The organism is Xanthomonas sp. WCS2018Noco2-27 (genome assembly GCF_031843525.1).
In the GTDB taxonomy this organism is placed as follows: domain Bacteria; phylum Pseudomonadota; class Gammaproteobacteria; order Xanthomonadales; family Xanthomonadaceae; genus Xanthomonas.
This window is the reverse complement of the sequence record NZ_JAVTIK010000025.1, coordinates 1-25790: the sequence shown is the minus strand read 5'-3', so window position 1 is coordinate 25790 and position 25790 is coordinate 1. Positions and strand designations below refer to the sequence as shown.

Annotated in this window: 20 protein-coding genes and 1 other RNA gene; 7 read left to right on the top strand and 14 right to left on the bottom strand. The window is 64.6% G+C overall.

Annotated features, from left to right (window positions below; all coding sequences use genetic code 11):
- Positions 1-534 precede the first annotated feature (534 nt).
- Positions 535-759 (bottom strand): CstA-like transporter-associated (seleno)protein, encoded by a 225-nt coding sequence (locus RQH86_RS22820; RefSeq protein WP_005926176.1) that lies wholly within the window; start codon positions 757-759, stop codon positions 535-537.
- Positions 759-2831 (bottom strand): carbon starvation CstA family protein, encoded by a 2073-nt coding sequence (locus tag RQH86_RS22815; protein WP_311240375.1) that lies wholly within the window; start codon positions 2829-2831, stop codon positions 759-761. The genes RQH86_RS22820 and RQH86_RS22815 overlap by 1 nt, the downstream gene beginning before the upstream one ends.
- Positions 2832-3063: 232 nt before the next feature.
- Between RQH86_RS22815 and RQH86_RS22810 the strand changes: the two genes are divergently transcribed.
- Together RQH86_RS22810 and RQH86_RS22805 are read left to right on the top strand one after the other, a co-directional pair.
- Entirely contained in the window at positions 3064-3921 is an 858-nt protein-coding gene (locus RQH86_RS22810; protein ID WP_311240376.1) for a pirin family protein, read from the top strand.
- 33 nt (positions 3922-3954) lie between these two features.
- Positions 3955-4380, top strand: a complete 426-nt coding sequence (locus RQH86_RS22805; RefSeq protein WP_311240377.1) for an OsmC family protein — start codon at positions 3955-3957, stop codon at positions 4378-4380.
- 144 nt (positions 4381-4524) lie between these two features.
- Here the strand turns inward: RQH86_RS22805 and RQH86_RS22800 are convergent, their stop codons facing one another.
- The 3 genes from RQH86_RS22800 to nfi all read right to left on the bottom strand — a co-directional run bounded on the left by RQH86_RS22800 (position 4525) and on the right by nfi (position 6986).
- Entirely contained in the window at positions 4525-4986 is a 462-nt protein-coding gene (locus RQH86_RS22800) for a hypothetical protein (protein ID WP_055849779.1), read from the bottom strand.
- Positions 4987-5236: 250 nt separating this feature from the next.
- Positions 5237-6127, bottom strand: a complete 891-nt coding sequence (locus RQH86_RS22795) for a pirin family protein (RefSeq protein WP_311240378.1) — start codon at positions 6125-6127, stop codon at positions 5237-5239.
- Positions 6128-6278: 151 nt separating this feature from the next.
- Positions 6279-6986, bottom strand: a complete 708-nt coding sequence (gene nfi, locus RQH86_RS22790) for a deoxyribonuclease V (protein WP_311240379.1) — start codon at positions 6984-6986, stop codon at positions 6279-6281.
- A 103-nt stretch (positions 6987-7089) separates the two neighbouring features.
- Between nfi and gpmA the strand changes: the two genes are divergently transcribed.
- From gpmA to RQH86_RS22765, 5 genes are all read left to right on the top strand, one after another.
- Positions 7090-7839 carry a 2,3-diphosphoglycerate-dependent phosphoglycerate mutase gene (gpmA, locus tag RQH86_RS22785; protein ID WP_055849782.1) on the top strand — a complete coding sequence of 250 codons (750 nt, stop codon included), beginning with the start codon at positions 7090-7092 and terminating at the stop codon, positions 7837-7839.
- A gap of 137 nt (positions 7840-7976) precedes the next feature.
- Positions 7977-8294 carry a hypothetical protein gene (locus tag RQH86_RS22780; RefSeq protein WP_311240380.1) on the top strand — a complete coding sequence of 106 codons (318 nt, stop codon included), beginning with the start codon at positions 7977-7979 and terminating at the stop codon, positions 8292-8294.
- Positions 8295-8562: 268 nt separating this feature from the next.
- The gene (locus tag RQH86_RS22775; RefSeq protein ID WP_311240381.1) at positions 8563-10665 is read left to right on the top strand and encodes a M13-type metalloendopeptidase; all 2103 of its coding nucleotides are present in this window, start codon (positions 8563-8565) and stop codon (positions 10663-10665) included.
- A 304-nt stretch (positions 10666-10969) separates the two neighbouring features.
- The gene (locus RQH86_RS22770; protein WP_311240386.1) at positions 10970-12532 is read left to right on the top strand and encodes a phospholipase D family protein; all 1563 of its coding nucleotides are present in this window, start codon (positions 10970-10972) and stop codon (positions 12530-12532) included.
- 112 nt (positions 12533-12644) lie between these two features.
- A non-coding RNA gene (locus RQH86_RS22765) (sX9 sRNA) lies at positions 12645-12720 on the top strand.
- A 4-nt stretch (positions 12721-12724) separates the two neighbouring features.
- Here the strand turns inward: RQH86_RS22765 and RQH86_RS22760 are convergent.
- The 9 genes from RQH86_RS22760 to mfd all read right to left on the bottom strand — a co-directional run bounded on the left by RQH86_RS22760 (position 12725) and on the right by mfd (position 25615).
- Positions 12725-13045, bottom strand: coding sequence for a hypothetical protein (locus tag RQH86_RS22760; protein WP_311240382.1), 321 nt, complete (start codon positions 13043-13045; stop codon positions 12725-12727).
- 294 nt (positions 13046-13339) lie between these two features.
- Positions 13340-14467, bottom strand: coding sequence for a chemotaxis response regulator protein-glutamate methylesterase (locus RQH86_RS22755; RefSeq protein ID WP_311240383.1), 1128 nt, complete (start codon positions 14465-14467; stop codon positions 13340-13342).
- On the bottom strand, positions 14464-15270 hold the full coding sequence (locus tag RQH86_RS22750) for a protein-glutamate O-methyltransferase CheR (protein WP_115514581.1): 807 nt from the start codon (positions 15268-15270) through the stop codon (positions 14464-14466). Before RQH86_RS22750 ends, RQH86_RS22755 begins: the two co-directional genes overlap by 4 nt.
- A 4-nt stretch (positions 15271-15274) precedes the next feature.
- Positions 15275-16558: an EAL domain-containing response regulator gene (locus RQH86_RS22745; RefSeq protein WP_115562509.1), complete on the bottom strand. Its 1284-nt coding sequence runs from the start codon at positions 16556-16558 to the stop codon at positions 15275-15277.
- Between the two features lie 25 nt (positions 16559-16583).
- Positions 16584-17099: a chemotaxis protein CheW gene (locus tag RQH86_RS22740; protein WP_311240384.1), complete on the bottom strand. Its 516-nt coding sequence runs from the start codon at positions 17097-17099 to the stop codon at positions 16584-16586.
- A 10-nt stretch (positions 17100-17109) separates the two neighbouring features.
- A complete protein-coding gene (locus RQH86_RS22735) occupies positions 17110-19263 on the bottom strand; it encodes a methyl-accepting chemotaxis protein (RefSeq protein WP_115528507.1) in 2154 nt (717 codons plus the stop codon).
- A gap of 66 nt (positions 19264-19329) precedes the next feature.
- Positions 19330-21348: a chemotaxis protein CheA gene (locus RQH86_RS22730; RefSeq protein ID WP_311240385.1), complete on the bottom strand. Its 2019-nt coding sequence runs from the start codon at positions 21346-21348 to the stop codon at positions 19330-19332.
- Positions 21349-21366: 18 nt separating this feature from the next.
- Positions 21367-21696: an STAS domain-containing protein gene (locus RQH86_RS22725; protein ID WP_115513439.1), complete on the bottom strand. Its 330-nt coding sequence runs from the start codon at positions 21694-21696 to the stop codon at positions 21367-21369.
- A 451-nt stretch (positions 21697-22147) separates the two neighbouring features.
- On the bottom strand, positions 22148-25615 hold the full coding sequence (gene mfd, locus RQH86_RS22720) for a transcription-repair coupling factor (RefSeq protein WP_115554213.1): 3468 nt from the start codon (positions 25613-25615) through the stop codon (positions 22148-22150).
- Between the last annotated feature and the right edge of the window lie 175 nt (positions 25616-25790).

Sequence of the window (25790 nt, the reverse complement as noted above, 5' to 3'; positions counted from 1 at the left end):
TAGGTGAAAAGCGGGCCATCTCGCTAGTTGCATTGGCTTGCTGCTGCGGGTCGCAACTCCATTGAGAGTTAGCGAATCAGAAGCACCTCATGCATTGCCTGCATCTTGCACACCGAGAATCTCGACTGGTCCTTGCCCGCTCACCGTCGCGGGACCTTACGCGGCATGGATGCCGCGTAAGAGCTTACAAGGACGTACTTGCAGCGTGTCCCGCGATGGTGGGCGGGCAAGGGGCCTGGAGCGATACTGCAGATCAAGCGTTCTGCTTTATGGACTGTCCTGCAAGAGCAGTCGAGCAGTCGCCTTTTTGTGACATCGCAGATCAGCCGTCCTGTCTTGAGGCGTGCCCCGACAGTGGGCGAGAGTCGCCCTGCAGCGACGTCGCAGATCAGCCGCTCCGCACTCGGCAGTTTCACGATGTTTGGCGGAAGAAGGCCTGCAGTAACGCGCAAGCCCCGAACGCAACAGGGCGCGATTCGCATCGCGCCCTGTTGCATTTGCATCGGTCGATCAACCGATTAACCGATCAACCGATCAGCAGCAGCGAAACCCGCTCTTGCCGCCGTAGCGTGCGTCCTGCCGCTCGCGGAAGAACGCGGGGTAATCCATCACCGGTTTGTCTGGGTGTTTTTCCAGCATGTGACGCACGTAGTTGTCGTAGTCGGGAATGCCGCAGCACAGGCGCGCGGTTTGGATGAGCCGCCGCCAGATGCGGCGATGCACCTGATATTGGCTGGCAAGAACGAGTTGGGTGCCCATTACAGATCCGCCATCTGATGTGGCTGCAAGGCCACGTACCGGGTTTCGCGATCGCTGCGCTGCGGGTTGCGGCGCGCAATCACGATCGTCTTGACCGCATAGATCAGGATCGAGCCCACCACGAACAGAAACAGCACGGTCAGCCCGGTGTTGACGTAGGCATTGGTGACGATCTGCTGCATCTGCGGCACGGTCTTGGCCGGTGCGGTGATGGTGTTGCTGGCGATGGCGGCCTGGTACTTGTGCGCCTGTGCCAGGAAACCCTGCGCGGGGTTGCTGTCGAAGATCTTGATCAGTCCGGCGTAGGTCGTGCACAGCAACAGCCACAGCGCCGGCACGATGGTGACCCACGCATAGCGGTCGCGCTTCATCTTGAACAGCACCACGGTGCCGAGCATCAACGCGATACCCGCCAGCATCTGGTTGGAGATGCCGAACAACGGCCACAGCGTCTGGATGCCGCCGAACGGATCGATCACGCCGGTGTAGAGCAGATAGCCCCACAGCGCCACGCAGCCAGCGGTGGCGATGATGTTGGCGGTCCACGATTCGGTTTTCTTCAGCGCCGGGATGAAGTTGCCCAGCAGGTCCTGCAGCATGAAGCGGCCCGCACGCGTGCCGGCATCCACCGCGGTCAGGATGAACAAGGCTTCGAACAGGATGGCGAAGTGGTACCAGAACGCCATGGTGTCCTCGCCCGGCAATAGCTGGTGCAGGATCTGCGCGATGCCCACCGCCAAGGTGGGTGCACCGCCGGCGCGGGCCAGGATGCTGTGCTCGCCGATGTCCCTGGCGGTGGCTTCCAGCACCTCCGGGGTGATCGCAAAGCCCCACTCCGACACCTTGGCCGCAACCGCAATGGTGTCGGTACCGACCAGCGAGGCGGGGCTGTTCATGGCGAAGTAGATGCCGGGCTCGATGATCGAGGCCGCCACCAGCGCCATCACTGCCACGAACGATTCCATCAGCATGCCGCCGTAGCCGATGTAGCGCATGTGGCCTTCGTTAGCGAGCAGCTTGGGTGTGGTGCCGGAGGCGATCAACGCATGAAAGCCCGACACCGCACCGCAGGCGATGGTGATGAACAGGAACGGGAAGATGCCGCCTTTCCAGACCGGGCCGTCGCCGGTGGAGGCGAACTGGGTCAGGGCCGGCATCTTGAGATCGGGCATGACCACCAGGATGCCGATGGCCAGCGCCAGAATCGTGCCGATCTTGAGGAAGGTGGACAGGTAATCGCGCGGTGCCAGCAGCAGCCACACCGGCAGCACCGAGGCGACGAAACCGTAGCCTATCAGCATCCAGGTGATCTGCTTGGCGGTAAAGGTGAAGGCCGGCCCCCAGGTCGGGTCGGCGGCAACCTTGCCGCCCAGCCAGATTGCGCCCAGCAACAGGATCAGCCCGACCACCGAAATCTCGCCGATCTTGCCGACGCGGATGTAGCGCATGTACACGCCCATCATCAGCGCGATCGGCATGGTGGCGATCACCGTGAACATGCCCCACGGGCTTTCCGCCAGCGCCTTGACCACCACCATCGCCAGTACCGCCAGGATGATGATCATGATCAGGAAGGCGCCGAACAGGGCGATGGTGCCGGGCACCTGGCCCATCTCTTCGCGCACCAGATCGCCCAGCGAGCGGCCGTTGCGGCGACTGGACAGAAACAGCACCACAAAGTCCTGCACCGCGCCGGCAAACACCACGCCGACCACCAGCCACAGCAGGCCGGGCAGGTAGCCCATCTGCGCGGCGAGCACCGGGCCGACCAGGGGCCCGGCACCGGCAATCGCGGCAAAGTGGTGGCCGAACAGCACATGCTTGTTGGTGGGCACGTAGTCCAGGCCGTCGTTGTTGCTCACCGCCGGGGTGGCGCGGGTGATGTCCAGCTGCATCACCTTGTCGGCGATGAACAAGCTATAGAACCGGTAGGCGATCAGATAGATCGACACCGCCGCCACCACGATCCATAGCGCATTGATGTGCTCGCCACGCCGCAGCGCCACGGTACCCAGACAGAACGCGGCCAGCAGCGCGAGCGCGCCCCAGGCCAGCTTCGAGAACCCTTTCATGCATGCCCCTTCAGCAACGATTCGCCCAAGGGTCCCCCCGTGCCCGGCTGCGGTCAATGGCAGCGTTCTGTAGCGGGGTAAAACTTTGGTCGTAGAGTGTCCGGGCACACGGTGCGCTAGCGCCCGCCACACGGGCCGATGTTTGGAACGATCGGTTGCAACCGTCGTGGTTGGGCGCTGCAGCACGCGCACCCATCATTGGCGCACCGACACACTGCACAGGGACAACGCAATGAGCACCACCACCACGACCGCGGCGCATGTGCTGCGCACCATCCGCGGCATGCCGACCTCCGACGGCGCCGGCGTCAAGCTGACCCGCGTCATCGGCACCCAGCAGCTGCCGGATCTGGACCCGTTTCTGATGCTCGACGAGTTCGGCACCGAAAAGGCCGAGGACTATATCGGCGGTTTTCCGAGCCATCCGCATCGCGGCTTCGAAACGGTGACCTACATGCTCGACGGGCGCATGCGGCACAAGGATAACCATGGCAACGAAGGCCTGCTGACACCGGGCAGCGTGCAGTGGATGACCGCTGGTCGCGGCCTGATCCATTCTGAAATGCCGGAGCAGGAATCCGGGCGCATGCGCGGCTTTCAGCTGTGGGTGAACCTGCCTGCGCGCGACAAGATGACCGAGCCCAAGTACCAGGAATACGCGCCCGACCACATCCCGGTGGCGCAGCCGGCGCCCGGCGTGACGGTCAAGGTGATTGCCGGCACGGTGGGCGAGGTGATCGGCCCGATCGTGCAACCTGCGACCAGCCCGGTGTATCTGGATATCGCCCTGGCAGCGGATGCGGTGTGGGATTACCTGCTGCCCGGCGGTCACAACGCGTTTGCGTATGCGTTTGAAGGCGACGTTGCAGTGGGCGAGGGCGATGCTTCGCGCACGCTGCCTGCGCAGGAACTGGCAGTGCTGGGCGGTGGCGAGCGGCTGACGCTGCGTGCAGGTGCGCAGGGCGCACAGCTGATCCTGGTGGCGGGCCGCCCGCTCAACGAGCCGGTAATGCGGCATGGCCCGTTCGTGATGAACACCAAGCAGGAACTGATGCAGGCGTTCGTCGATTTCCAGGAAGGGCGGTTCTAACCGTGTCCACCTCATACAGCGCAGGAGAGCGTCATGAGTGACCGCCCCGTCCATGTCAGTACCGAAGCGGTGCCGTACACCGTCACCATCCACGATGGGCAGCACCGTTGGGTGGGCGATACCCAACCGGCAAACGGCGGCACCGATGCCGGGCCGGATCCGGAGTCGCAAGTGCTCGGGGCGTTGGGTGCGTGCACCGCAATCACGGTGTCGATGGTGGCGGCACGCAAGCAATGGCCGTTGACGGCGGTGCACGTGCATCTGCATTACACCCAACGCGGTGCAGCAGGTACCGACATCAGCCGTGAGATCGTGCTCGAAGGCGAACTGGATGACGCGCAGCGCGCGCGCTTGATGGAAGTGGCGGACAAATGCCCGATCCATCGGCTCTTGACTGGCGAGGTGCGTATTTCCAGTCAGCTGCAGGCATCCGAAGTTGCCGGTAATCTCGCGACCTGAGCGTGTCGAGCGTCACCGCATCTCGTCTGGATGCGGTGACCTGCGGCCGGTAGTCAGGCCATCAGCACGGCAGTCGCTAAACCTGCCGCGCAGCGAATGCGCGATTTACGCGCGACATCACGCCACGCAGCAACCCGCGTCGCCTCAGCGCTGCAATGCAAGACTGGCCGGCTGTAGATCCATCGCCTGCACCAGCGACTGCATCGAGGCGAGTTCTTCGGTGCTGGCACCGTCGATCCACAGTTGTGCGTAGCGCTTCTTGCCCAGCTCCACCACGGTGACGCGGCGCGATTCCATGCCCGGAATCTCGCGGCCGCCCAGATCGAGCTTGTACCAGTAGAAGTCTTCCTGCTGGAGCTGGCCTTTTTCGGCACGGCGGTCGCGGGCCAGGGTCATTGCCGGGTCGCGGGTGGTGAGCATCACGCCAACCACCTGGCGGCCGTCGGCGGTGACCGCCTTGCAGACCAAATAGTCGGCACCGGCCAGCTCGTTCCACTGCAGTCCCGACGCGGGCGGCAAGGGCGGGCAGACCGGCGAGGTTTGGGCGTGGGCGGTTGCAGCGGCCAACAGCAATGACAGGCCGAACAGGCAGGATGCGGACTTCATTCAAGTGTTCCCCGGCGATGGATGACAATGCGGGGCGACGTCGTTTTTTCGTGCCGCTGCACCGTCTCAAGCTCCCCGCTCGAGCGTGCCGTCCACGCGACGTGCTCCGACTACGGCGATATCACTATCACAGTTTTGTGGGCGTGCTCAAGATGGGTCGCATCCCTGCCTGGCATCGCTTGTGTAGCGGGGCACCTCCGTTGCGAGACCTGGTGCGGTTGTGTTCGCCACACCAAATTCGCGCATGGTTTCAGGGGTAATTGACCGGGTTGGGTGCCGGCGTTTCGGGCAGCGGAATGAATTCCTTGTCGTCGCCGGGAATGCTGCCGAAGCGCCCGGCCTGCCAGTCGTCCTTGGCCTGTTCGATGCGCTCCTTGGAGCTGGACACGAAGTTCCACCACAGATGACGCGGGCCATCCAGCGGCTCGCCGCCGAGCAGCATGGCTTTGAGCGGGGTCTTGGAGCGCAGGCGCCCGCGCGCGCCGGGCGAGGGCACGATCAGGTGGCGCGCCGGCACGTCGGCACCATCCAGTTGCGCCTCGCCTTCCAGGATGTACAACGCGCGCTCGGCGTGGCCGGTGTCCAGGTCGATTTCGGCATCCGCGGCCAGATCCAGCGCCACATTGAGGGTGCCGCTGAACACCTGCACCGGCGATTCTTCGCCATAGGCGCGGCCGGCGATCACCCGCAGCCACACGCCATCGCGGCGCTGCTGCGGCAGGCTGGCGGCGGCATGATGATGGAAGGCCGGTGCGGTCTCTTCGGCCGAGCGCGGCAGTGCGATCCAGGTCTGCATGCCATGCAGTGCATGTTCGCGCGCGCGCTCGGGGCCGGGCGTGCGTTCGGAGTGGGCGATACCGCGGCCGGCGGTCATCCAGTTGACGTCGCCGGGGCGGATCACCTGATCGGAGCCGAGCGTGTCGCGGTGGCCGATCTCGCCCGCCCACAGGAAGGTCACGGTGGCCAGGCCGATATGCGGATGCGGGCGCACGTCGATGCCATGGTCCGGCTCCAGCACCGCCGGGCCCATATGGTCGACGAACACGAACGGGCCCACGCTGCGCGCCTGCAAGGTGGGCACGGCGCGACGCACTTGCAGCCCGCCGATGTCGTGGACGCGTGGGGCGATCAGAGTGGTCATGGCGGTGGCTCGTGACGATGGGAGCCAAAGCTTCGCATGCACGCGGCAGCGTCGCAGTGCCGTCGATCAAGACGGAATGTTCTGCGTGCGCCGCCGCGATAGTGCAGCGGTGGCGAGGTCGACCGCACGGTGCTGGCGTGCTGGATCGGTGTTACAGCAGGCTCGCCTGTACAGGCAGATCGATCTCGCCACGCCGCGATGCCAGCCGATCGGCCAGGCGCGTGGGTTCGGGCAGGCGATAGCCGCGCAGCGTGCGCAGGGTCCAGTCGAGCGCGCCTTGCATCGAGACGCGATGCCCGGGCGAGACGATCAACGGATTGCAGCGCGGCTTGCTGCGCAATGCCCAGCCGATCTGCAGGCCGCCGAGCAGGATGCGGCTATGCGCGCCGCGCTCCGGGCCGGGGTCGACAAAGCTGCCGGCCAGCCGCTGCTTGGCCACGCCGATGCTCGGCAAGCCCGTCACCACGCCGAAGTGCGCGGCAATGCCGAGCTTGCGCGGATGCGCGATGCCCTGACCATCGACGAACACCAGATCCGGCATGCGCGACAGCAGTGCCAGCGCCTGCAGTAATGCCGGCAATTCGCGGAAGCTGAGCAGGCCAGGCACATACGGCATCGAGGTGGGCACGCGCGCCACATGCGTTTCCAACGGAAGCAAGGTCTGCGCATCCAGCAGCACGGCGGCGGCACGCGTGGTCTGCCCGTCGTCTTCAAAGCCCACATCGAAGCCGGCCAGCAGCTGCGGCGTTGCGACGACCTCGTCCTGCAACACCACGCGGTGTGCCAGTTGCTGCTGCAACTGTCGCGCCTGTGCGGCGCTGCCGTCCCAATCGGCGAATACGGGAGCGATGTTCGACATGGTCGCAGCATCGCGCGCCGCACGTGGGCGGGTCGTGCACGCCAGCGATGCGCTGGCTGCCGCTACAATCGCAGGTTGATCGGCCCCCAATCGGAGAACCGTAGTGACCCGCAAACTCGTACTGCTGCGCCATGGCCAGAGCCAATGGAACCTGGACAACCGTTTCACCGGCTGGGTGGATGTGGAACTCACCGAGCAGGGCCGCCAGGAAGCCACGACGGCCGGCAAGCTGATGAAGGACGAGGGGCTGCAGTTCGATGTCGCCCACACCTCGGTGCTCAAGCGCGCCATCCACACGCTGCAGGGCGCGTTGAAGGAGCTCGATCAGGACTGGCTGCCGGTGTCCAAGAGCTGGCGCCTCAACGAGCGCCATTACGGCGGCCTGCAGGGGCTGGACAAGGCCGAAACCGCTGCCAAACACGGCGAAGAGCAGGTCAAGATCTGGCGCCGCTCGTATGACATCCCGCCACCGGCAATGGACGTCAACGATCCGGGGCACCCGTGCCACGACCGTCGCTATGCCACGCTGGATCGCAATGCATTGCCGGGCACCGAGTCGCTGGCGACCACGCTGGTGCGCGTGTTGCCGTACTGGCACGACGCGATCGCGCCGCAGTTGAAGGCCGGGCAGACCGTGCTGGTGACCGCGCACGGCAACTCGCTGCGCGCGCTGTACAAGTACCTCAACGCTGTCTCCAACGAGCAGATCCTGGAGCTCAACATCCCCACCGGCATTCCGTTGCTGTTCGAGCTGGACGACGAGCTGCAGGTGCAGAGTTTCCGTTACCTGGGCGACCCGGAAGCGGCCAAGCGCGCTGCCGAAGCGGTGGCCAATCAGGGCAAGGCGAAGTAGGCCTGTTGCCAATGCCGCGCATGCATGCGCGGCGTGGAGTGTCCACAGCGCGGCTAGCGCGCTGCGGTGATTCGATCCGGTACGCCGGGTGCTGCGTGGATCAGCGCCCGGCGTATCACGTATGCAGGGACGACAGGATGTCCGCCAGACGTAAGCACCAGCAAATGAGCGCCACTTACTGCCGCGCCTATCTGGTCACGGTGGGGATATTGCTGGCAGGCGCCAGCGCTGCGTTCGGGACGTTGGCCGCTGGTAGCGTCTCCAGCAACGCGTTGCTGGTGGCGCTGCTGATCTGTGTGATTGGTTTGGTGTTGCTGGCGTTCGGGTTGTTCGGGCCATCGCCGCAGATGGAGGCGTGGGCCGATGCCGCATCCGGGCATGAGATAGCGCTGGTGCTCATGCTGTTGGCGTATCCGGTGTACCTGTTGATGGCGCCGTTCTACGCGCGGCGTTGACTGCATGCGATGGTGCTTGGTGCTTGAAGCAGCGTGTTGCGGCGTCGGTGACGGACGCGCACGCAGTGTGTGGTTGCAATGACTTTCGATCAGGCGCGGCAGCGGACGTTAGGGCGTTGCGGTGCCGCTGCAGTGATCTGGTGCGGCCGGTTACGGAGTGACTGACGATGATGCGAGCGCCGTTTGATGCGCCGCCTTTCGCCAGCGATTCCTGGCGGGCTGCCGACTTTTTCGACCGCGCATGCGCGGTCATGCCTTGGAGAATTGAATGAAGTTGAGCAAGTTCGCACCGCTGTCGCTTGCGGTGGCCATTGCGGTCACGCTATCGGCCTGTGGTGCCTCCGAGGACACCGCCAAGGCAGCGCCGGAGACCAACCGGACCGCGCCGGCGCGTGTGGATGTCTCCAAACTCGACGCGCCGATCGTGGCGTTCGGCATCAACGATCTGGATCCGGCCATCAACGCGTGCCAGGACCTCAACGGGTTCGTCAACGCGAAGTGGCTCAAGGCCAATCCGGTGCCGTCCGATCGCAGCAGCTGGGGCAGCTTCGAAGTGCTCGCCGAGCGCTCGTTGACCATCCAGCACGCGCTGGTGGAGCAGTTGGCGCGCGGCAATCTGTCGGCTGGCTCGGTGGACGCCAAGATCGCCGACCTGTGGCGGACCGGCTCGGACGAGGCGGCCATCGATAAGGCCGGCATCACGCCGTTGCAGCCGCAATTGAAGGCTATCGATGCGTTGACCGATGCGCCTGCCATCGCGGCGTGGCTGCGCGACAGCTACGCGCAGGGCCAGGGCTTCGTGTTCTCGTTCGGTGCCAATGCCGACTACAAGAATTCCGAACAGATGATCGCCTATGCAGGCCAGGGCGGTCTGGGCCTGCCCGAGAAGGGCTATTACACCGATCCGGCGCAGGCCAAGATCCGCGAGCAGTACGTGGCCTACATCGCGCGCGTGCTGGAGCTATCCGGCATTCCCGCCGCGCAGGCGGCCACGCAGGCCAAGGCGGTGATGGCATTCGAGACCCGGCTGGCCGCCGCCTCGCTGTCGCGCATCGAGTTGCGCGACCCGGCCAAGCGCTACAACCCGGTCGACGTTGCCGGCGCCAACGCAGTGACGCCGCATTTCGACTGGCAGGCGTTTTTCAAGGCGCTGAAGGTGCCGGCCGGCACCTTCTCACTGAGCCAGCCGGGCTACTTCGCCGAGCTCGATGCGATGCTTGCAGACACACCAGTGGAGACCTGGAAGGCGTACCTGCGTTTCCACAGCATCGACGAGGCGGCGCCGTATCTGGCCAAGCCGTTCGAGCAGGCCAACTTCGATTTCTATTCGAAAACGCTGCGTGGCCAGCAGGACATGCTGCCACGCTGGAAGCGCACCTTGAATGCGGTCAACGAAGCGATGGGCGAGGCGCTGGGCCAGCTGTATGTGCAGTCCGCATTCCCCGCCGAATCGAAGGAGCAGATGCAGCAGCTGGTACAAAACCTGTCGGCCGCCTTGAAAGCACGACTGGAAAAGCTCGACTGGATGAGCGCGGACACCAAGCAACGCGCGCTGGAAAAATGGGCCAGCTTCACGCCCAAGATCGGCTATCCGGATCAATGGCGCGATTGGTCGGGCCTGGAGACGCGCGGCGATGGGTTCCTGGCCAACATGCAGGCTGCGCAGGCATTCAACTATCGCTACATGCTGGACAAGATCGGCAAGCCGGTCGACAAGCGCGAGTGGCATATGACCCCGCAGACGGTCAACGCGTACTACAACGCCACCCGTAACGAGATCGTGTTTCCGGCGGCGATCCTGCAGCCGCCGTTCTTCGATCCCAAGGCCGACCCGGCACTCAATTACGGCGGCATCGGCGCGGTGATCGGCCACGAAATGATGCACGGCTACGACGACTCCGGTAGCCAGTTCGATGCCAAGGGCAACTTCGACACCTGGTGGACCGACGCGGACCGCAAGCTGTTTACCCAGCGCACCGATCAATTGGTGGCGCAATTCGATGGCTATGAAGCGATTCCCGGTGAGCACGTCAAAGGCAAGCTGACGCTTGGTGAAAACATCGGCGACCTGGGCGGCCTGACCGTCGCCTACGATGCCTTGCAGATGGCGCTGAAGGCGCAGCCGGAGGCCAGCAAGGACGTCGATGGCCATACCCAGGATCAGCGCTTTTTCATGAACTGGGCAACGGTGTGGCGTCGTAACTTCACCGATGGCGAACTGCGTGTGCGCTTGAACACCGACCCGCATGCGCCGGCGAATTTCCGCGCCAATGGCGCGCCGTCGAACATGCCGGCGTTTGCGCAGGCGTTTCAGTGCAAGCCCGGCGATGCGATGGTGCGTGCGGACAAGGATCGCGTGGCGATCTGGTAAGCGCAGGTGTTTGAACGATTGCGCTTGCCTATGTGGGCGCAATCGTTTCCTGATCGCGGCAGTGGTCAAGCGGACGCTTGTTTGCCGTGCCGACATCAACCGTCAAGGTGTGCCGCAGAATACGTCGGCGGAATCGGTGCTTGCTCGTCGGCGCAGAGGTGGCCTGGCAGCAGTCGCAGCGATGGCCCCCAACGCAAAACCGCTTGTTTTGCAGGGTTGTTGAGCTCGCTTGCGTGTCAGCCTCTGCACACGCAGCTCGCTGTGCAGCATCTACACTGCGGCGCTGGCAATTCCGGGCCCGGCAGTGACCAAGCGTAACGTCTTCAAATGGACCGGCATCGGCATGCTGGTGTTTGTGCTGGGCAGCGCGCTGTCGTTGTACGGCTATGGCCGTTTTGCCGATCGCCAACGCGGCCCGGTGAGTCACGCGTTACCGGCGACCGCCGTGGCGACACCGATCGACCGGGTGGTTGCGCCATTGCAGCAGGCGCATGCCAAACAGACCGGCATGGTGATCCTGTCCGACAATATCGATGCGTTTGCGGTGCGTGCGCTCACCGCGCGTGCGGCCGGGCGCAGCCTGGATCTGCAGTACTACATCTGGCATGCCGATTTCACCGGCAACCTGTTGCACAACGAGCTGCTGCGCGCGGCCGACCGCGGTGTGCGGGTGCGGTTGCTGCTGGACGACATGAATATCCACGGCAGCGATTCGGTATTGGCGGCGCTCGACAGCCACCCGATGATCGAGATCCGCCTGTTCAATCCCACCCGCGCGCGCGAAGGCACACTGATGCGCGGCGTAGAGATGGTGCTGCGCATGTTCAGCATCAACCGACGCATGCACAACAAGGCCTGGATTGCCGATGGACGCATTGCGGTGGTGGGCGGGCGCAATGTGGGCGACGAATATTTCGATGCCGCGCGCGATACCAATTTCATGGACATGGACGCGGCCGTGATGGGGCCGACGGTGCAGCAGGCCGAACGCAACTTCGATGCCTATTGGAACAGCCCGAACGCCCTGCCGCTGGCCGCGCTGGTGACCGCAACGCCTCAGGCGTTGGAGGCGCTGCGCGGCAGCCTGGATGCCGGCATGGCCTCGGCACGCGCGCATCCGTATGTGGAGCGCTTGCGCCGGTCGCCCAGCGTGCAGGCCTTGATGCAGGGCGACCGCCCGGTGCATTGGCTCGAGCATGCGCGCATCGTGTCCGACCCGCCGGAAAAAGCCGATGGCGCCCAGCCGCAAGCGGACTGGATGACGCCGGTGTTGATCGGCGAAATGGCGCATGCGCAGCGCGAGCTGAAGGTGATCTCGCCATACTTCGTGCCGGGCGATGAGGGCATGCGCTGGATCGGCGATCTGCGTCGGCACCAGGTGCGCGTGAACATCCTGACCAATTCGCTGGCGGCAAACGATGTGGTGGCCGTGCACAGCGGCTATGCCGATTACCGCGTACCGCTGCTTCAGCAGGGCGTGCGCCTGCATGAGCTCAAGCCGATGGGCAAGCCGGCCGGGAGTCTGTTCGGGTCCAGCGGCGCCAGCCTGCACACCAAGGCGTTTGTAGTGGACGACACCAGCGGTTTCATCGGCTCGTTCAACCTCGACCCGCGCTCGATGAATCTCAATACCGAGATGGGCTTGCTGTTCGAAGACCGCACCGTCACCGCCGAGCTCGAGCGCCTGTACAACCACAAGGTCAGTGCGCCGGTGAGTTACCGGGTCACCCTGGAGCAGGGCGCGCTGCGCTGGCACGACGATGCCGCGCAGCCGCCGCGCATCTGGACACGCGAGCCGGAGGCCAGTATCTGGCGCCGGAGTGCGGCGAAGATGCTTGGGTGGCTGCCGTTGGATTCGCAGCTGTAAGACTTGCCGGCGCATGCGCGAGTAGCGCATGTCGAACGCTTACGGTGATGTGTTGCGGCTGACAAACGATTCCGCTCACCGCCAGGCAGGCGCGTCCGGCGCTCGCTGCGGCATGTACCACGCGTACATGCCGGTCATGAGCGCGCTTTCCACACCCAGCTGACGATGGCTCGCTACGTGGTGTTGCCGCTGTTAGTGCAGGCGGTGACGGAGAGTGTTGTGTTCCACGCTCGCCTGCGCATCGCCAGCGGTGCGATGCGGATCGGGCGGCGCGAGCAAGGTTGCACGCGCCTGCGCCCAGTCGGGGCGAAGCTCTGCTTGTGGGCAATGCATGGCCGGCAACTGTTGCAGATGTGGCTGGTCGCAGTGCGCGTCGTCGATGCCATAGGCAGCGGGTGCTACCAATGCGGCACAGCGGATGTTGGCGCCTGCTTCGATCACGGGGTCGACAATGACCGAGTCCACACTGACCGGATCGATAAACAGGCCATCGTTGAGATCGCGCGTCGTCATGTTGCACCTCCGGTCCCGGGACGGCGATACCGCCGCCTCGGGTGACCCGCGCAATGCTGGGTCTTCAATCAAGTTAGCGGCAGCGACGGCGGATCTTTAGGATGCCCTGCACGCCAATACAGGGGCGGTGTGGCCTGTGGTTGGAAGACATGGCCTGTGTGGCGGACACCGGGACGCCGGGATACCGCGTTTGCCGCAGGCTCCGTGCGCCGCTAGGTGGTGCTTGCGCACGTTCGTCTGCCACGTCGATGCCCGCGGGCTGCCGGCAGTGCCGGTACGCTTGCGGGGCCGCGCCTACTGCAGCTGCGTCACGATCTCCCGCGCCATCGCGCCCAGCGGCAGGATGCGGTCCGCACCGCCGCGCTTGATCGCTTCCTTGGGCATGCCGAACACGATGCTGGTGTGTTCGTCCTGCGCCACCGTGCGCGCGCCGGCCTGGCGCATTTCCAGCAGGCCGGCGGCGCCGTCGTCGCCCATGCCGGTCATGATGATGCCGAGCGCATTGCTGCCGGCCGCACGCGCGGCAGAGCGGAACAACACATCCACCGACGGGCGGTGCCGGTTGACCGGCGGGCCTTCCAGCACTTCGACGAAGTATTGCGCGCCACTGCGGCGCAGCAGCAGATGTTTGCCGCCCGGTGCGATCAACGCGCGCCCCGGCATCACGCGGTCGTTGTTGGCGGCCTCTTTCACTGCGATCTGGCACAGACCGTTAAGGCGTGCGGCGAAGGCGGCGGTGAATTTCTCCGGCATGTGCTGCACGATCACGATGCCCGGGCACACGCGTGGCAGGGCCGTGAGCACTTCTTCCAGCGCCTGGGTGCCGCCGGTGGAGGTGCCGATGGCGACGATGCGCTCGGTGGTTTGCGACAGCGCACGCCCGCTTTGCGCCGGCAGGATCACGTCGGCGGTGTGTTTGACTTCCGCTTCCAGCGGCACGGCAGTGACGCGTGCGGCCAGGCGCTTGACGTTGGCGCGTGCGGCGCTGCGCACGGTGGCGACCAGCTCGTCGGCCGAATCGGTGAGGAATTGCTTCAAGCCCAGACGCGGTTTGGTCACCACCGCCACCGCGCCGGCGGCCAGCGCATCCATAGTCACGCGCGCGCCTTTTTCGGTGAGCGTGGAGCAGATCACCACCGGAGTGGGGCGCTCGCTCATGATCTTGCGCAGGAAGGTGATGCCGTCCATGCGTGGCATTTCCACGTCCAGCACGATCACGTCGGGCCATTGCTGGCGCATCTTTTCGATGGCCAGCAACGGGTCTGCGGCAGTGGCGATCACCTCGATGCCGGGGGCGTCGTTGAGCACGCCCACCAGGACCTGGCGCACCACCGCCGAATCGTCGACCACCATGGCCTTGATGGTGTTGGGATTGGTGGCGGGGCGATTGAACGCTGTGGACACGGTGGATCCTTGGTTCATGCCTTGCGGAAAATCGAAGGTGCCACCTGGACCAGATCGATGTCCAGTTCGCTCAGGCTCTCAGAATGCCCAATGCAGAAATGCCCGCCCGATTTGAGGGTGGCAAGTACGCGCAAGATGACTTCGCGCTTGGTCTGCCCATTGAAATAGATCATGACATTGCGCAGGAAGATCGCATCGAAGCTCCCCAATGCCGGCAGTGCAGTGTTGAGGTTGGCATGCACGAACTGCACACGGTCGCGCAGGCGGCGTTCTACCAGCAGGGTGCCGGCATACTCGCCCTGGCCGCGCAGGCAGTATCGCTTGAGATACGGCTGCGGAATGCCGTCGATGCGTTGCAATGCGTAATGCCCGGTGCGCGCCTTGGCCAGCACGCGCGTGCTGATGTCGGTGCCGACCACTTCGAACGGGCGGCCTTGCAGCGTATCGTCCAGCACCATCGCCATGCTGTAGGCCTCTTCGCCGCTTGAGCTGGCCGCGCTCCAGCAGCGGAACGGCAGCCCGCCGCGGTGCTCGCCGGCCAGTTTGCGTAGCAGGTCGAAGTGCTTGGGCTCGCGGAAGAAATAGGTTTCGTTGGTGGTGAGCAGATCGATCGCGGTCTGGATTTCCTCGCGGTCCTGGCGGCTTTCCAGCAACTGCAGATACTGCGTGTAGTTACTGAACTGATGTTCGCGCAGACGCTTGCCCAGGCGGCCGCACAACATGGCCTTTTTGCCCGACGAAATGCTGATGCCGGCGGCTTCGAAGATGAAACGCTGGAAGCGCCCGAACTCTTGTTCGGTGATGGCGGTGGCAGTATTCATCGGCTCAGGCCACATCCGCATCGCTGGGCAGCATGTTGTCGCTCAGACGGGCGATGCGCACGGCATGTTCGCGCCACCAGTCCGACAGCATCGGCCCAGGCATCGGCGACCCCATCAAATAGCCTTGCGCCAGATCGCAGCCCAGCTCGCGCAGCAGGCGCCAGTCGTCCGGGGTTTCCACGCCTTCGGCCACGGCGGTCAGGTCCAGGCGATGCGCCAGTTCCAGCGTGGATTCGAGCACGGTGCGCTGGCTGCGGCTACGATGCGCGGCCTGCACGAAGCTGCGGTCCAGTTTGAGTTCGGTGAACGGGATGCTGGCCAGACGTTGCAGCGACGAGAAGCCGGTGCCGTAATCGTCGATGGACAACCCGAAGCCATGCAGGCGCAGACGCGCGAGCATGCTCAACGCATTGGCCGGTTCCACGATGGCGCTTTCGGTGAGTTCCAGCACCAGGTCCGCCGGGCGCAAGCCGTTGTCGCTCAGCTTGGCGCACAGTTGTTCGAGAAAATCCTCTTCGCCGAGAAGCCGGGGCGACAGGTTCAATGCCAGGGTCAACTGAAAGCCTTCGCTGCGCCAATCCACCAGCTGCGCAATCGCCTTGTCGATCACCTGTTGGGTCAGGGCGTGGATCAAGCCTTCGCGCTCTGCCAGTGGAATGAAGCGGTCCGGCCCGATCATGTCGCCTTGCGGGCGACGCCAGCGTGCCAGTGCTTCGACCCCGCGCAAGCGGCCGTCTTTCAGATCGAGTTTGGGTTGATATGCCACGCGGATTTCGCCGCGCCGCATCGCGCGATCCAGCCGCGAGGCCGCCGCGCCGCCGCTGGACATCAATGGCGAAACTGCTGCTTGCACGAAGGTCGGCACACTGGCGCTGGATTCGGGTTCGCATTCCAGCACGGTGGCCAGGTCCTGCAGGTTCATCGGTTTTTCGATGCCGCCCAACACACGCACGCCGGCGCTGCGGCTGAGCTGCATCACCGCATCGATCAGGGCACCGCCGCGTTGCGATACCACCACCACCGGCACGTTGTGCTGGCCGCGCGCCAGCGCATCGAGCAGTTGCACACCGTCCATGCCCGGCATTTCCAGGTCGATCAACAACAGCGAGGGCGCGTTGGCGTGGACTAGCCAGGCCAACGCAGCGTGGCCATCGACGGCACCATCGACCGTGCTGGCGCCGAGCTGGCGGCACAAGGCCATGGCGTGTTCGCGTTGCACCACGCTGTCGTCGACCACCAGCACCGGGCCGGTGAGCGTGCAGTTGCAGGAGAGAAGGGCGGGGCGCATGGGAATCCTTGCGTGCATGCGGAAGTCAGGCCGCCAGTGGGGCGGCGGGGAGCTGGGCGAGCGCATCGCGGCCCAGCACGGCATCGGCATCGAGCAGGATCACGAAACGCTCACCGATCTTGCCCATGGCCTGGATGAAATCGCGTGCGATACCGGCACCGAAACTGGGCGGCTCGACGATATCGGCCGGTGCGATCTCCAGCACTTCGCTGACCGCATCCACCAGCAAACCGAGCACCAGGTGCGCATCGCCTTGCGCGATCTCCACGATCACGATGCAGCTGCGTTTGGTGATCGCGCTGGCGTCGCGGCCGAAGCGCTGCTGCAGATCCACCACCGGCACGACTGCGCCGCGCAGATTGATCACCCCGCGCAGTGCCGGCGGCATCATCGGTACGTCGGTGGGCGCGCGGTATTCGATGATCTCCTTGATCCCGAGGATGCCCAGGCCGAACATGTCCCCACCCAATAAAAAGGTCAGGTATTGCTGCGGTGCCGTCGGCGACGGCGCGGTGCTGCTGGCGGTGTTGTGCGCTTGCATGGTGTGCACCTCAGAAGCTGGCGAACTGTGACTCGTCGATGGCATCGGCAGTTGCCGCCACCATGCCGATCTGACGCACGTTGGTCCGTCGTGCCGGTGCACTGAGCGCCGTGGAGTGGCTGGCCTGCACCACGCGGCGCGGGCCGCTCTTGCTGCCTGAGCCAGCGCTGCGGCCACCCGTGCCCAGCCGGAAGAAGCCCATCAGCTGCTGCAGCTGCTCGGCCTGCGCGCTCATTTCCTCGGAGGTGGCGGCCAGTTCTTCGGCATTGGCAGCGGCCGACTGCGTGGTCTGATTCAACTGACCCACCGCAGTGTTGATCTGGCTGACGCCGGCGGTCTGTTCTTCGGACGCCGCAGCGATTTCCTGCACCAGGTCGGAGGTGCGGCGGATCGACGGCACCATCTCACCCAGCACGCGGCCGGCGCTTTCGGCCAGTTCCACGCTGGAGCCTGCCACTTCGCCGATCTCGTGCGCGGCGATCTGGCTACGCTCGGCCAGCTTGCGCACTTCCGCTGCCACTACCGCAAAGCCCTTGCCATGCTCGCCGGCACGCGCCGCTTCGATGGCCGCGTTGAGCGCGAGCAGATTGGTTTGATAGGCGATGTCGTCGATGATGCCGATCTTCTTGGCAATGTCCTTCATCGCCACCACGGTGGCGCGCACGGTGTCGCCACCGTCGGCCGCTTCGCTGGCGGCCTTGGCGGCCATGCTGTCGGTGACACGGGCGTTTTCGGTGTTCTGCGCGATTGAAGCGGTCATCTGCTCCAGCGAGGCGCTGGTCTCTTCCACACCTGCGGCCTGTTCGCTGGCGGCCTGTGCAAGCGCTTGCGCAGTGGCGCTCACCTGTTCGGACGCGCTGGCCAGATTTTCGGCGTTGCGGTTGACCTCATCGACGATCTCGGTCAAGCGGGTCATGGTGGTGTTGACGTAGCGCTGCATGTCGGCGAAGGCGCCTTCGTAGCGACCTTCCACGGTGTGGGTGAGGTCGCCGTCGGCCATCGCGCCCATGACCTGGATGACTTCGGAAATGCTGCGCAGATTGCTGCGCGCGCGCTCCACGGTGTCGTTGATGAAGGCCTTCTTGCCCGGCAGTTGCGCCAGCGGCGCATCGAAGTTGCCGCGGCCGAATTCGGCCACCACCCCCATCGCCAACTTCTTGACCGCGATATGTGCGCCAACCATCTCGTTGATGCCGGTGGCCATGCTGCGGAAGTCGCCATCGAAGCGGGTGCTGTCGATGACCACGTCGATATCGCCGGCTTCGTGTTCGGCCGACATGTGGTTGATCTCGGCGATCAGTCCGGTGAGGTTGCCGCGCACCTGATCGATGGTGTCGTTGATGAAGCGCTTCTTGCCCGGCAGCAACGGCAGTTGTGCGGTGAAGTTGCCGCGGCCGAACTCGCCGACGCAGGCGATGGCCTGCTTCTTGACGGCGATGTGGCCAGCCACCATCGCATTGATGCCTTCGGCCATGCGACGGAAGTCGCCGGTGAAGCGCTGCGTGTCGATCACCACGTCGATATCGCCGGCATCGTGTTCCACCGACATGCGGTTGACCTCGGCGACCATGCCGGTGAGGTTGCCGCGGATCTGGTCCACCACCTCGTTGATGAAGGCTTTCTTGCCCGGCAGGCGTTCCAGCTCGGCGGCAAAGTTGCCGCGGCCAAATTCGGCCACGCAGGCCATCGCCTGCTTCTTCACCGTGATATGGCTGGCGACCATGCGATTGATGCCATCGCCCATGGTGCGGAAGTCGCCGTCGAAGCGCGCCACATCGATGCGTGCGTCGATTTCGCCGGCATCGTGTTCGCGCGAGACGCGATTGATCTCGTCGTTGACGTGGCGGATGCCGCTTTGCACTTTACGCAAGCCGCGCAGCACGTCGCCGGCATGCTCGTCGCGTGTCTGCGGCAGGGCGACATCGAAGTTGCCACGCGAGAAGGCGTCCAGCGTGGTGGTGGCCAGGTCCAGCGCGCCGCTGGCGATGCGGATCGCCCACATCAGCAGTGCACCGCTGATGAGTGCTGCAACGATGCTGGCGCCGAGCAGGGCTGCATGCGACAGCGTCAGCGCAAAGCCGGCGACGATCACGAGGACGGGCAGGGCCACCGCAAGTGCGGCGGTGAACCATAACTGGGTGGCGATCGGAAGACGGTGTGACATGGCGAGAGTTCCTGGGGTCAGGTAACAACGAACGAGGCGGGTTGTAAGGAGCGAAACTGCGAATGCTCAGGCCGCCAGCGCGTCCTGGTTGGGATGCAACTGCTGAATCAGGCTGGGCACATCCAGAATCAGCGCGACATCGCCGCTGCCCAGGATGCTGGAGCCACTGATGCCTTTGACCTGTGCGAACACCTTGGACAACGGCTTGATCACGGTCTGCCATTCGCCCAGCAAGGTGTCCACGACCAGGCCGAAGCGTTGTGCGCCCTGGCGGATCACCACGATGCTTTCGCGTGCCGGCGTCCTGCCGCCGAGGGCGAACAGTTCACGTAGGCGCACATACGGCAGCACGCTGCCGCGCAGGTCGATGTAGTCGCTGGCGTAGTCGGGCGTGAACTCCACGCATTCCTCCACCACATCCAGCGGCACCACGAACACGGATTTGCCCACGCCCACCTGGAAGCCGTTGATGATGGCCAGCGTCAGCGGCAGTCGCACCGAGATGGTGGTGCCCAGCCCGGCAGCGCTGTCGATCTCGACCGTGCCGCGCAGGGCGGTGATGTTGCGTTTGACCACATCCATGCCGACGCCGCGGCCGGACAGGTTGGTGACCTTTTCTGCGGTGGAAAAGCCCGGTTCGAAGATCATCGCGAATACTTCGCGGTCGCTGAGCTGGCGGCCGGGTTCGATCAGGCCGCGCTCGAGCGCCTTGGCCAGGATGCGGTCGCGGTTCAAGCCGCCGCCGTCGTCGGTGATCTGGATGACGATGCTGCCGGAGTCGTGATACGCGTTGAGGCCCACGGTGCCGCGTGCGGGTTTGCCATGTGCCACGCGCACGTCCGCCGGCTCGATGCCGTGGTCCATCGCGTTGCGCACCAGATGCGTCAGCGGGTCGCCGATCTTTTCCACCACCGACTTGTCCAGTTCGGTGTCTTCGCCGGCCACCACCAGCGCAATGTCCTTGCCGAGTTCGCGCGCCACATCGTGCACCACGCGTTGGAAGCGGCTGAAGGTGCCGCCGATCTTGACCATGCGTAGCTGCAAGGCGCTTTCGCGTACGTCTTCCACCAGGCCGGCCAGGATCGAGGCCGATTCCAGCAGTTGCGCATCGCCGGTACGCTGCGCGTTGGCGTTGGTGCTGCTGACGGCAATGATGAGTTCGCCGACCAGATCGATCATGCGATCGAGCTTGTCGGCATCCACACGGATCGAGCGCGCATCGCTGTTGCGGCCGCCCGCGTCGGGTGCGTTGCGGGCCGGCGCCGATGCGGCGTTTGCGCCATTTGGCACGGCGGCAAGTACGCTGACCGGCACCGCGGCAACCACCGGCTCGCTGATCAGCATCGTGGCTGTATCGGCTGGTGCAGGCACTGCGGCGATATCCAGATCGCAATCGTCGCGGACGAATTCGAACACCTCTTCGATCGCGGCACGGTCGGCATCGCTGCGCAGCAGGATCTGGAAACCGAGGTAATTGGCTTCCGGGTCGAGGTCTTCAAACCGTGGCAACTGGCTGTAGTCGGTGCCGATCGACTCTACCGACCCGAGGCCGCGCAGATTGCGGATCAGCTTGAGCGGCGAGTTGCCGAAGCGCAGTGCGTCGGCGAAGAGTTTGAGCGAGATGCGCCAGTAACCGCTTTGTTTTTCAGGCGTGCTGTACTGGATGGCGGCAGCGGTTACGCCGCAGGCGCTGCTTTGCAGATAGGTCTGCAGCTGCGCCAATAGCGGTTCGGCTTCGGCAGCCAGCGCATCCGCATCGGCATGACTGGGGTCGGCGGCAGTCTCCACCAATGCATGGATATGATCGCAGCACACCAGCAGCAGCCCGATCAGTTCCGAGCTCAACGTCAGCGCTTCATCGCGCACCAGATCGAGCACGCTTTCCACCACATGGGTGAAGCCGACCAGCTGCGGCAGATCGAATAATCCGCCCGAGCCCTTGATGGTATGCGCGGCACGGAAGATCGCATTGACTGCATCCGGCGACGACTCGCCACGCTCGGCTTCGAGCAGATGCCGTTCCATATCTTCGAGCAGGTCCCGGCTCTCGGCCAGGAAGGTCTGCATCAGCTGGTTCATGTCCATGCGCGCGTCACCCGTCCGTTAGTGAATCTGTTCGCCGAGGCCGGCAACCGCATGCGGGTACAGCGCTTCGAGCAGGCCGAGCAGTTCGATCACATCGACCACCGCACGGCTGGAATCGGTCAGCGAAAACGGCCGTCCATCGGCCTGGATCGCCTGCTTGGTGGCCAGCAACAACTGCAGGCCGGTGGTGTCGATTTCGCTCACTGCCGCCAGATCCAGATGCACTCCACCCGGATGCGCCAACGCCGGCTGCAACAGCGGCTTGAGTTCGGCGGCGCGACGAATCGTCATCTCGCCCTCAAGGGCAAGCGTCAACGGCGCGGGCAGATCGGGAGATGGAGTGTTCATGGGTGCCTCAAGCGATGGCGCACGTTGGGTGCGATGACGCGGGGAGAAGGTCGCGGTGACATGGATCTGCGTGGCGTGCTCTGCACACAGGGTCATGCCGGTCTATGCAGGTATCGGCGCCTAGCTGGAATATTTAGGCCAAATTCAGTCGAATGACGTAAATGTGAAATCTTCTAGCAGTTCTGAAATTAACTGCTCAGGTTTGTCGCAAGCAGGCTCATAAGGCGTTTGTCCTGGACAGTCCTGGGACAACGCGTGCGTGTTTCAAACACGGCGGAGCGGTGCGAATCGAGCAAGGGCAAGGGCTGCGAGCCCGTTGCGTGTGACGCAGATCGGCGCGATATCGGAGATGTCTCGCGCGCACGCGATGCACACAGGTGGTGCTCACCTGCGTGCATGACGTGTAGTGCTGTCGAGTCTGTTGCGACGCCGTCAAACGCGGCGTTGCGCTTCAGCCCGGTGTTAGTGCGGCCAGCAAACCGCGTGCGGCGTTGAAGCGGTCTGCGCCTTCGGGCATTGGCAACTTGATGCGCAGTTTGTCCGGGCCATCCATGGTGTAGATCTTCGGCTGCTTCTGGATCATCTGGATGACGGTCATCGGGTCGATCGACGGCTTGGCTTCGAACACCAGACGCCCGCCGTTTTCGCCCAGATCCAGTTTGCGGATCCCCAACGCATTGGCCTGCAGCTTGAGCTCGGCAATCGCGAACAGGTGCTTGACCGGGTCCGGCAGCAAGCCGAAGCGGTCGATCATCTCCACCTGCAATTCGCGCAAGGCATCGGTGTCGCGTGCACTGGAAATGCGCTTGTACAGTGTCAGGCGCGTATGCACATCGGGCAGGTAATCCTCGGGAATCAGCGAGGCCACGTGCAGCTCCACTTCGGCGCCGCGCGCTTCTTCGCCGGCATCCAGATCGGGCAGTTTGCCTTGGCGAATACTGCGCACCGCGCGTTCCAGCAGCTCGGTGTACAGGCTGAAACCGACCTCGGCCATCTGGCCGCTCTGGTCTTCGCCGAGCAATTCGCCGGCGCCGCGGATTTCAAGATCGTGCGTGGCCAGGGTAAAGCCTGCGCCCAGCTCGTCCATCGAGGCGATGGCTTCCAGGCGCTTTTCTGCATCGGAGGTCATCGAGCGCCGGTCCGGCACCACCAGATACGCGTAAGCGCGGTGATGCGAACGGCCCACGCGGCCGCGCAGCTGATGCAACTGCGCAAGACCGAAGCGATCGGCGCGGTTGATGATGATGGTGTTGGCGTTGGGAATGTCGATGCCCGATTCAATGATCGTGGTCGACAACAGCACGTTGAAGCGCTGCTTCTGGAAATCCAGCATCACCCGTTCCAGCTCGCGCTCGGGCATTTGCCCGTGCGCGATGCCGATACGCGCTTCCGGCACCAGCTCGGACAGATCGCGTTGCATGCGCACGATGCTTTCCACATCGTTATGCAGGAAGTACAGCTGACCGCCACGGCTGAGCTCGCGCTGGAATGCTTCGCGCAGCAGCGTGTTGTCCCAGGCGGTGATGAAGGTTTGCACCGCCAGCCGGTTGGGCGGCGGGGTGGCGATGATGGACAGATCGCGCAAGCCGGCCATGGCCATGTTGAGCGTGCGCGGGATCGGCGTGGCGGTGAGCGTGAGCAGATGCACGTTGGCGCGCATCGCCTTGAGCGCTTCTTTTTGCCGCACACCGAACCGTTGTTCCTCGTCGACCACGACCAGGCCCAGGTCCTTGAACTTCACATCCGGCTGCAACAAGCGGTGCGTGCCGATGATGACGTCGATATCGCCACTGGCGACCTTCTCCAGCTCGGCCTTGATTTCCTTGGTGCTCTTGAAGCGCGACAGCACTTCCACCTTCATCGGGTAATCGGCAAAGCGGTCGCGGAAATTGCGGTAATGCTGTTCGGCCAACAGGGTGGTCGGCACCAGTACGGCGACCTGCTTGCCGGCACTGGCCGCAGCAAATGCCGCGCGCACCGCGACCTCGGTCTTGCCGAAACCGACATCGCCGCAGACCACGCGGTCCATCGGCTGGCTGCTGCCCAGATCGCGCAGCGTGGCGTCGATGGCGGCAAGCTGGTCGGTGGTCTCTTCGAACGGGAACCCGGCTGCAAACGGCTCGTACATCGCACGGTCCACCTGCAGCGCCAGGCCGGCGCGCGCGCGGCGGCGGGCCTGGATTTCCAGCAGTTCGGCAGCCACGTCGCGCACCTTCTCGGCGGCTCTGCGCTTGGCCTTGGTCCATTGCTCGCCGCCCAGCGAATGCAGCGGCGCGGTCTCGGCCGATGCACCGGAGTAACGGCTGATCAGATGCAACTGCGCCACCGGCACATACAGCCGGTCGCCCTTGGCGTATTCGATTTCCAGAAATTCGCCGGGCATGCCGCCGGCATCGAGCACGATCAGCCCGCGGTAGCGGCCCACACCGTGATCCTCGTGCACGATGGGGGCGCCTTCGGACAGCTCGCCCAGGTCGCGAATGATCGCTTCCGGCTCACGCCCGACCCGGCGCGTGCGGCGCGGTTGGTTGGCCCGCTCGGGAAACAGCTGACGCTCGGTCAACACCGCAATCTGCGGCTCATCCAGCGCAAAACCGTCTTCCAGCGCTGCCACCGTGATGCCGAAACGCAGCTTGGTCGCCGCCAGGAAGGCCGGCACATCGGCCACGACATCCGGCTTGAGCTGGGCGGCGGCCAGCACTTCCATCAAGGCTTCGCGGCGGCCGGCCGAATCGGCGGCGACCAGCACACGGCCCGGGTAGTGGCTCAGGAACGAGGCCAGTGCCTGGCCAGCCGGCGCGTCTTTTGCCGCAACCGGCAGCGGCGGCAACGGTTGGTCGCCGAGCGCGGCGGCCTCGTCGATGCGCGCATGGTCGCTGGCCCACACCTCGATACGCGCCAGCTTGTTGAGCCGCTCGCGCAGCGCATCCGGCGATTGATACAACTCCTCCGGCGGCAGCAGCGGGCGTTCTACATCGTGGCGGCGCTGTTCGTAGCGATTCTGCGCCTGCGCCCAGAACGTATCGGCGGCATTGGACACGCCAGTGGCGATCAACGGTAGCGCGCGCTTGTCCAGATAGTCGAACAAGGTAGCGGTCTTGTTGAAGAACATCGGCAGGTAGTACTCGACCCCCGACGGCGCCAGGCCCGATTTGAGATCCTGGTACAAGGCGCTGCGCCGGGTATCCACATCGAAGCGTTCGCGCAGGCAGGCCAGCACGCGTTCGACGCTGGCATCGTCCATCGGCACTTCGCGGCCGGGCAACATCTTGACCGCGTCCACCTTGTCCAGCGAACGCTGCGATTCCGGGTCGAACACGCGGATCGAGTCGATGTCTTCATCCAGCAACTCCACGCGCAGCGGCGTGGTTTCGCCCATCGGAAACACGTCGAGCAACCCGCCGCGCACCGCAAAATCGCCTGGGTCCATCACCTGCGGCACGTTGCGGTAACCGGCGCTTTCCAGGCGGCGTTTTTCCGCATCCAGATCCAGTCGCTGGCCGACCTTGAGATCGAAACTACCGCCGACGATGTAGCTCAGCGGTGCCAGCTGCTGCATCAGGGTCTGCACCGGCACGATCACCACGCCCTTGCTCAGGCCGGGCAGGCGATGCAGGGCAGCCAGGCGCTGGCTGATGATTTCCGGGTGCGGGCTGAACTGGTCGTAGGGCAGGGTTTCCCAATCGGGAAACGGCACCACCGGCAGCGTCGCGTGCTCACCGAGCAAGGCGTGCAGATCGGCCTCGATCTGGTGCGCGCTCTGGTTATCGCGGGCGATCACCAGCAGCGGGCCGGCATGCGCTTCGGCGGCGCGGGCAATCGACCAGGCCAGTGCAGTCGGAGAAGACGGAGAGCGCCAGTAGGCGCGGAGCTGGCCAGACTTGGGCAGCGGCGGCGAGGGATAGGTAGGCTGCGGCATCAGTCCGCGATTTTATCAGAGCGCCCGCAGTGCCCGGTCCATCTGGCGTGAAAGCTGGTGTTGGCTCGTGCGCGGAGAGCTTCGCCAAGTTCTGCTGGCTTGTTGCTGCCGTTCTGGTGACCGGCCGATTTTGGAGCAACAGCTAGCGGGTCGAAGGCGCGGTGCCCTCACCGCT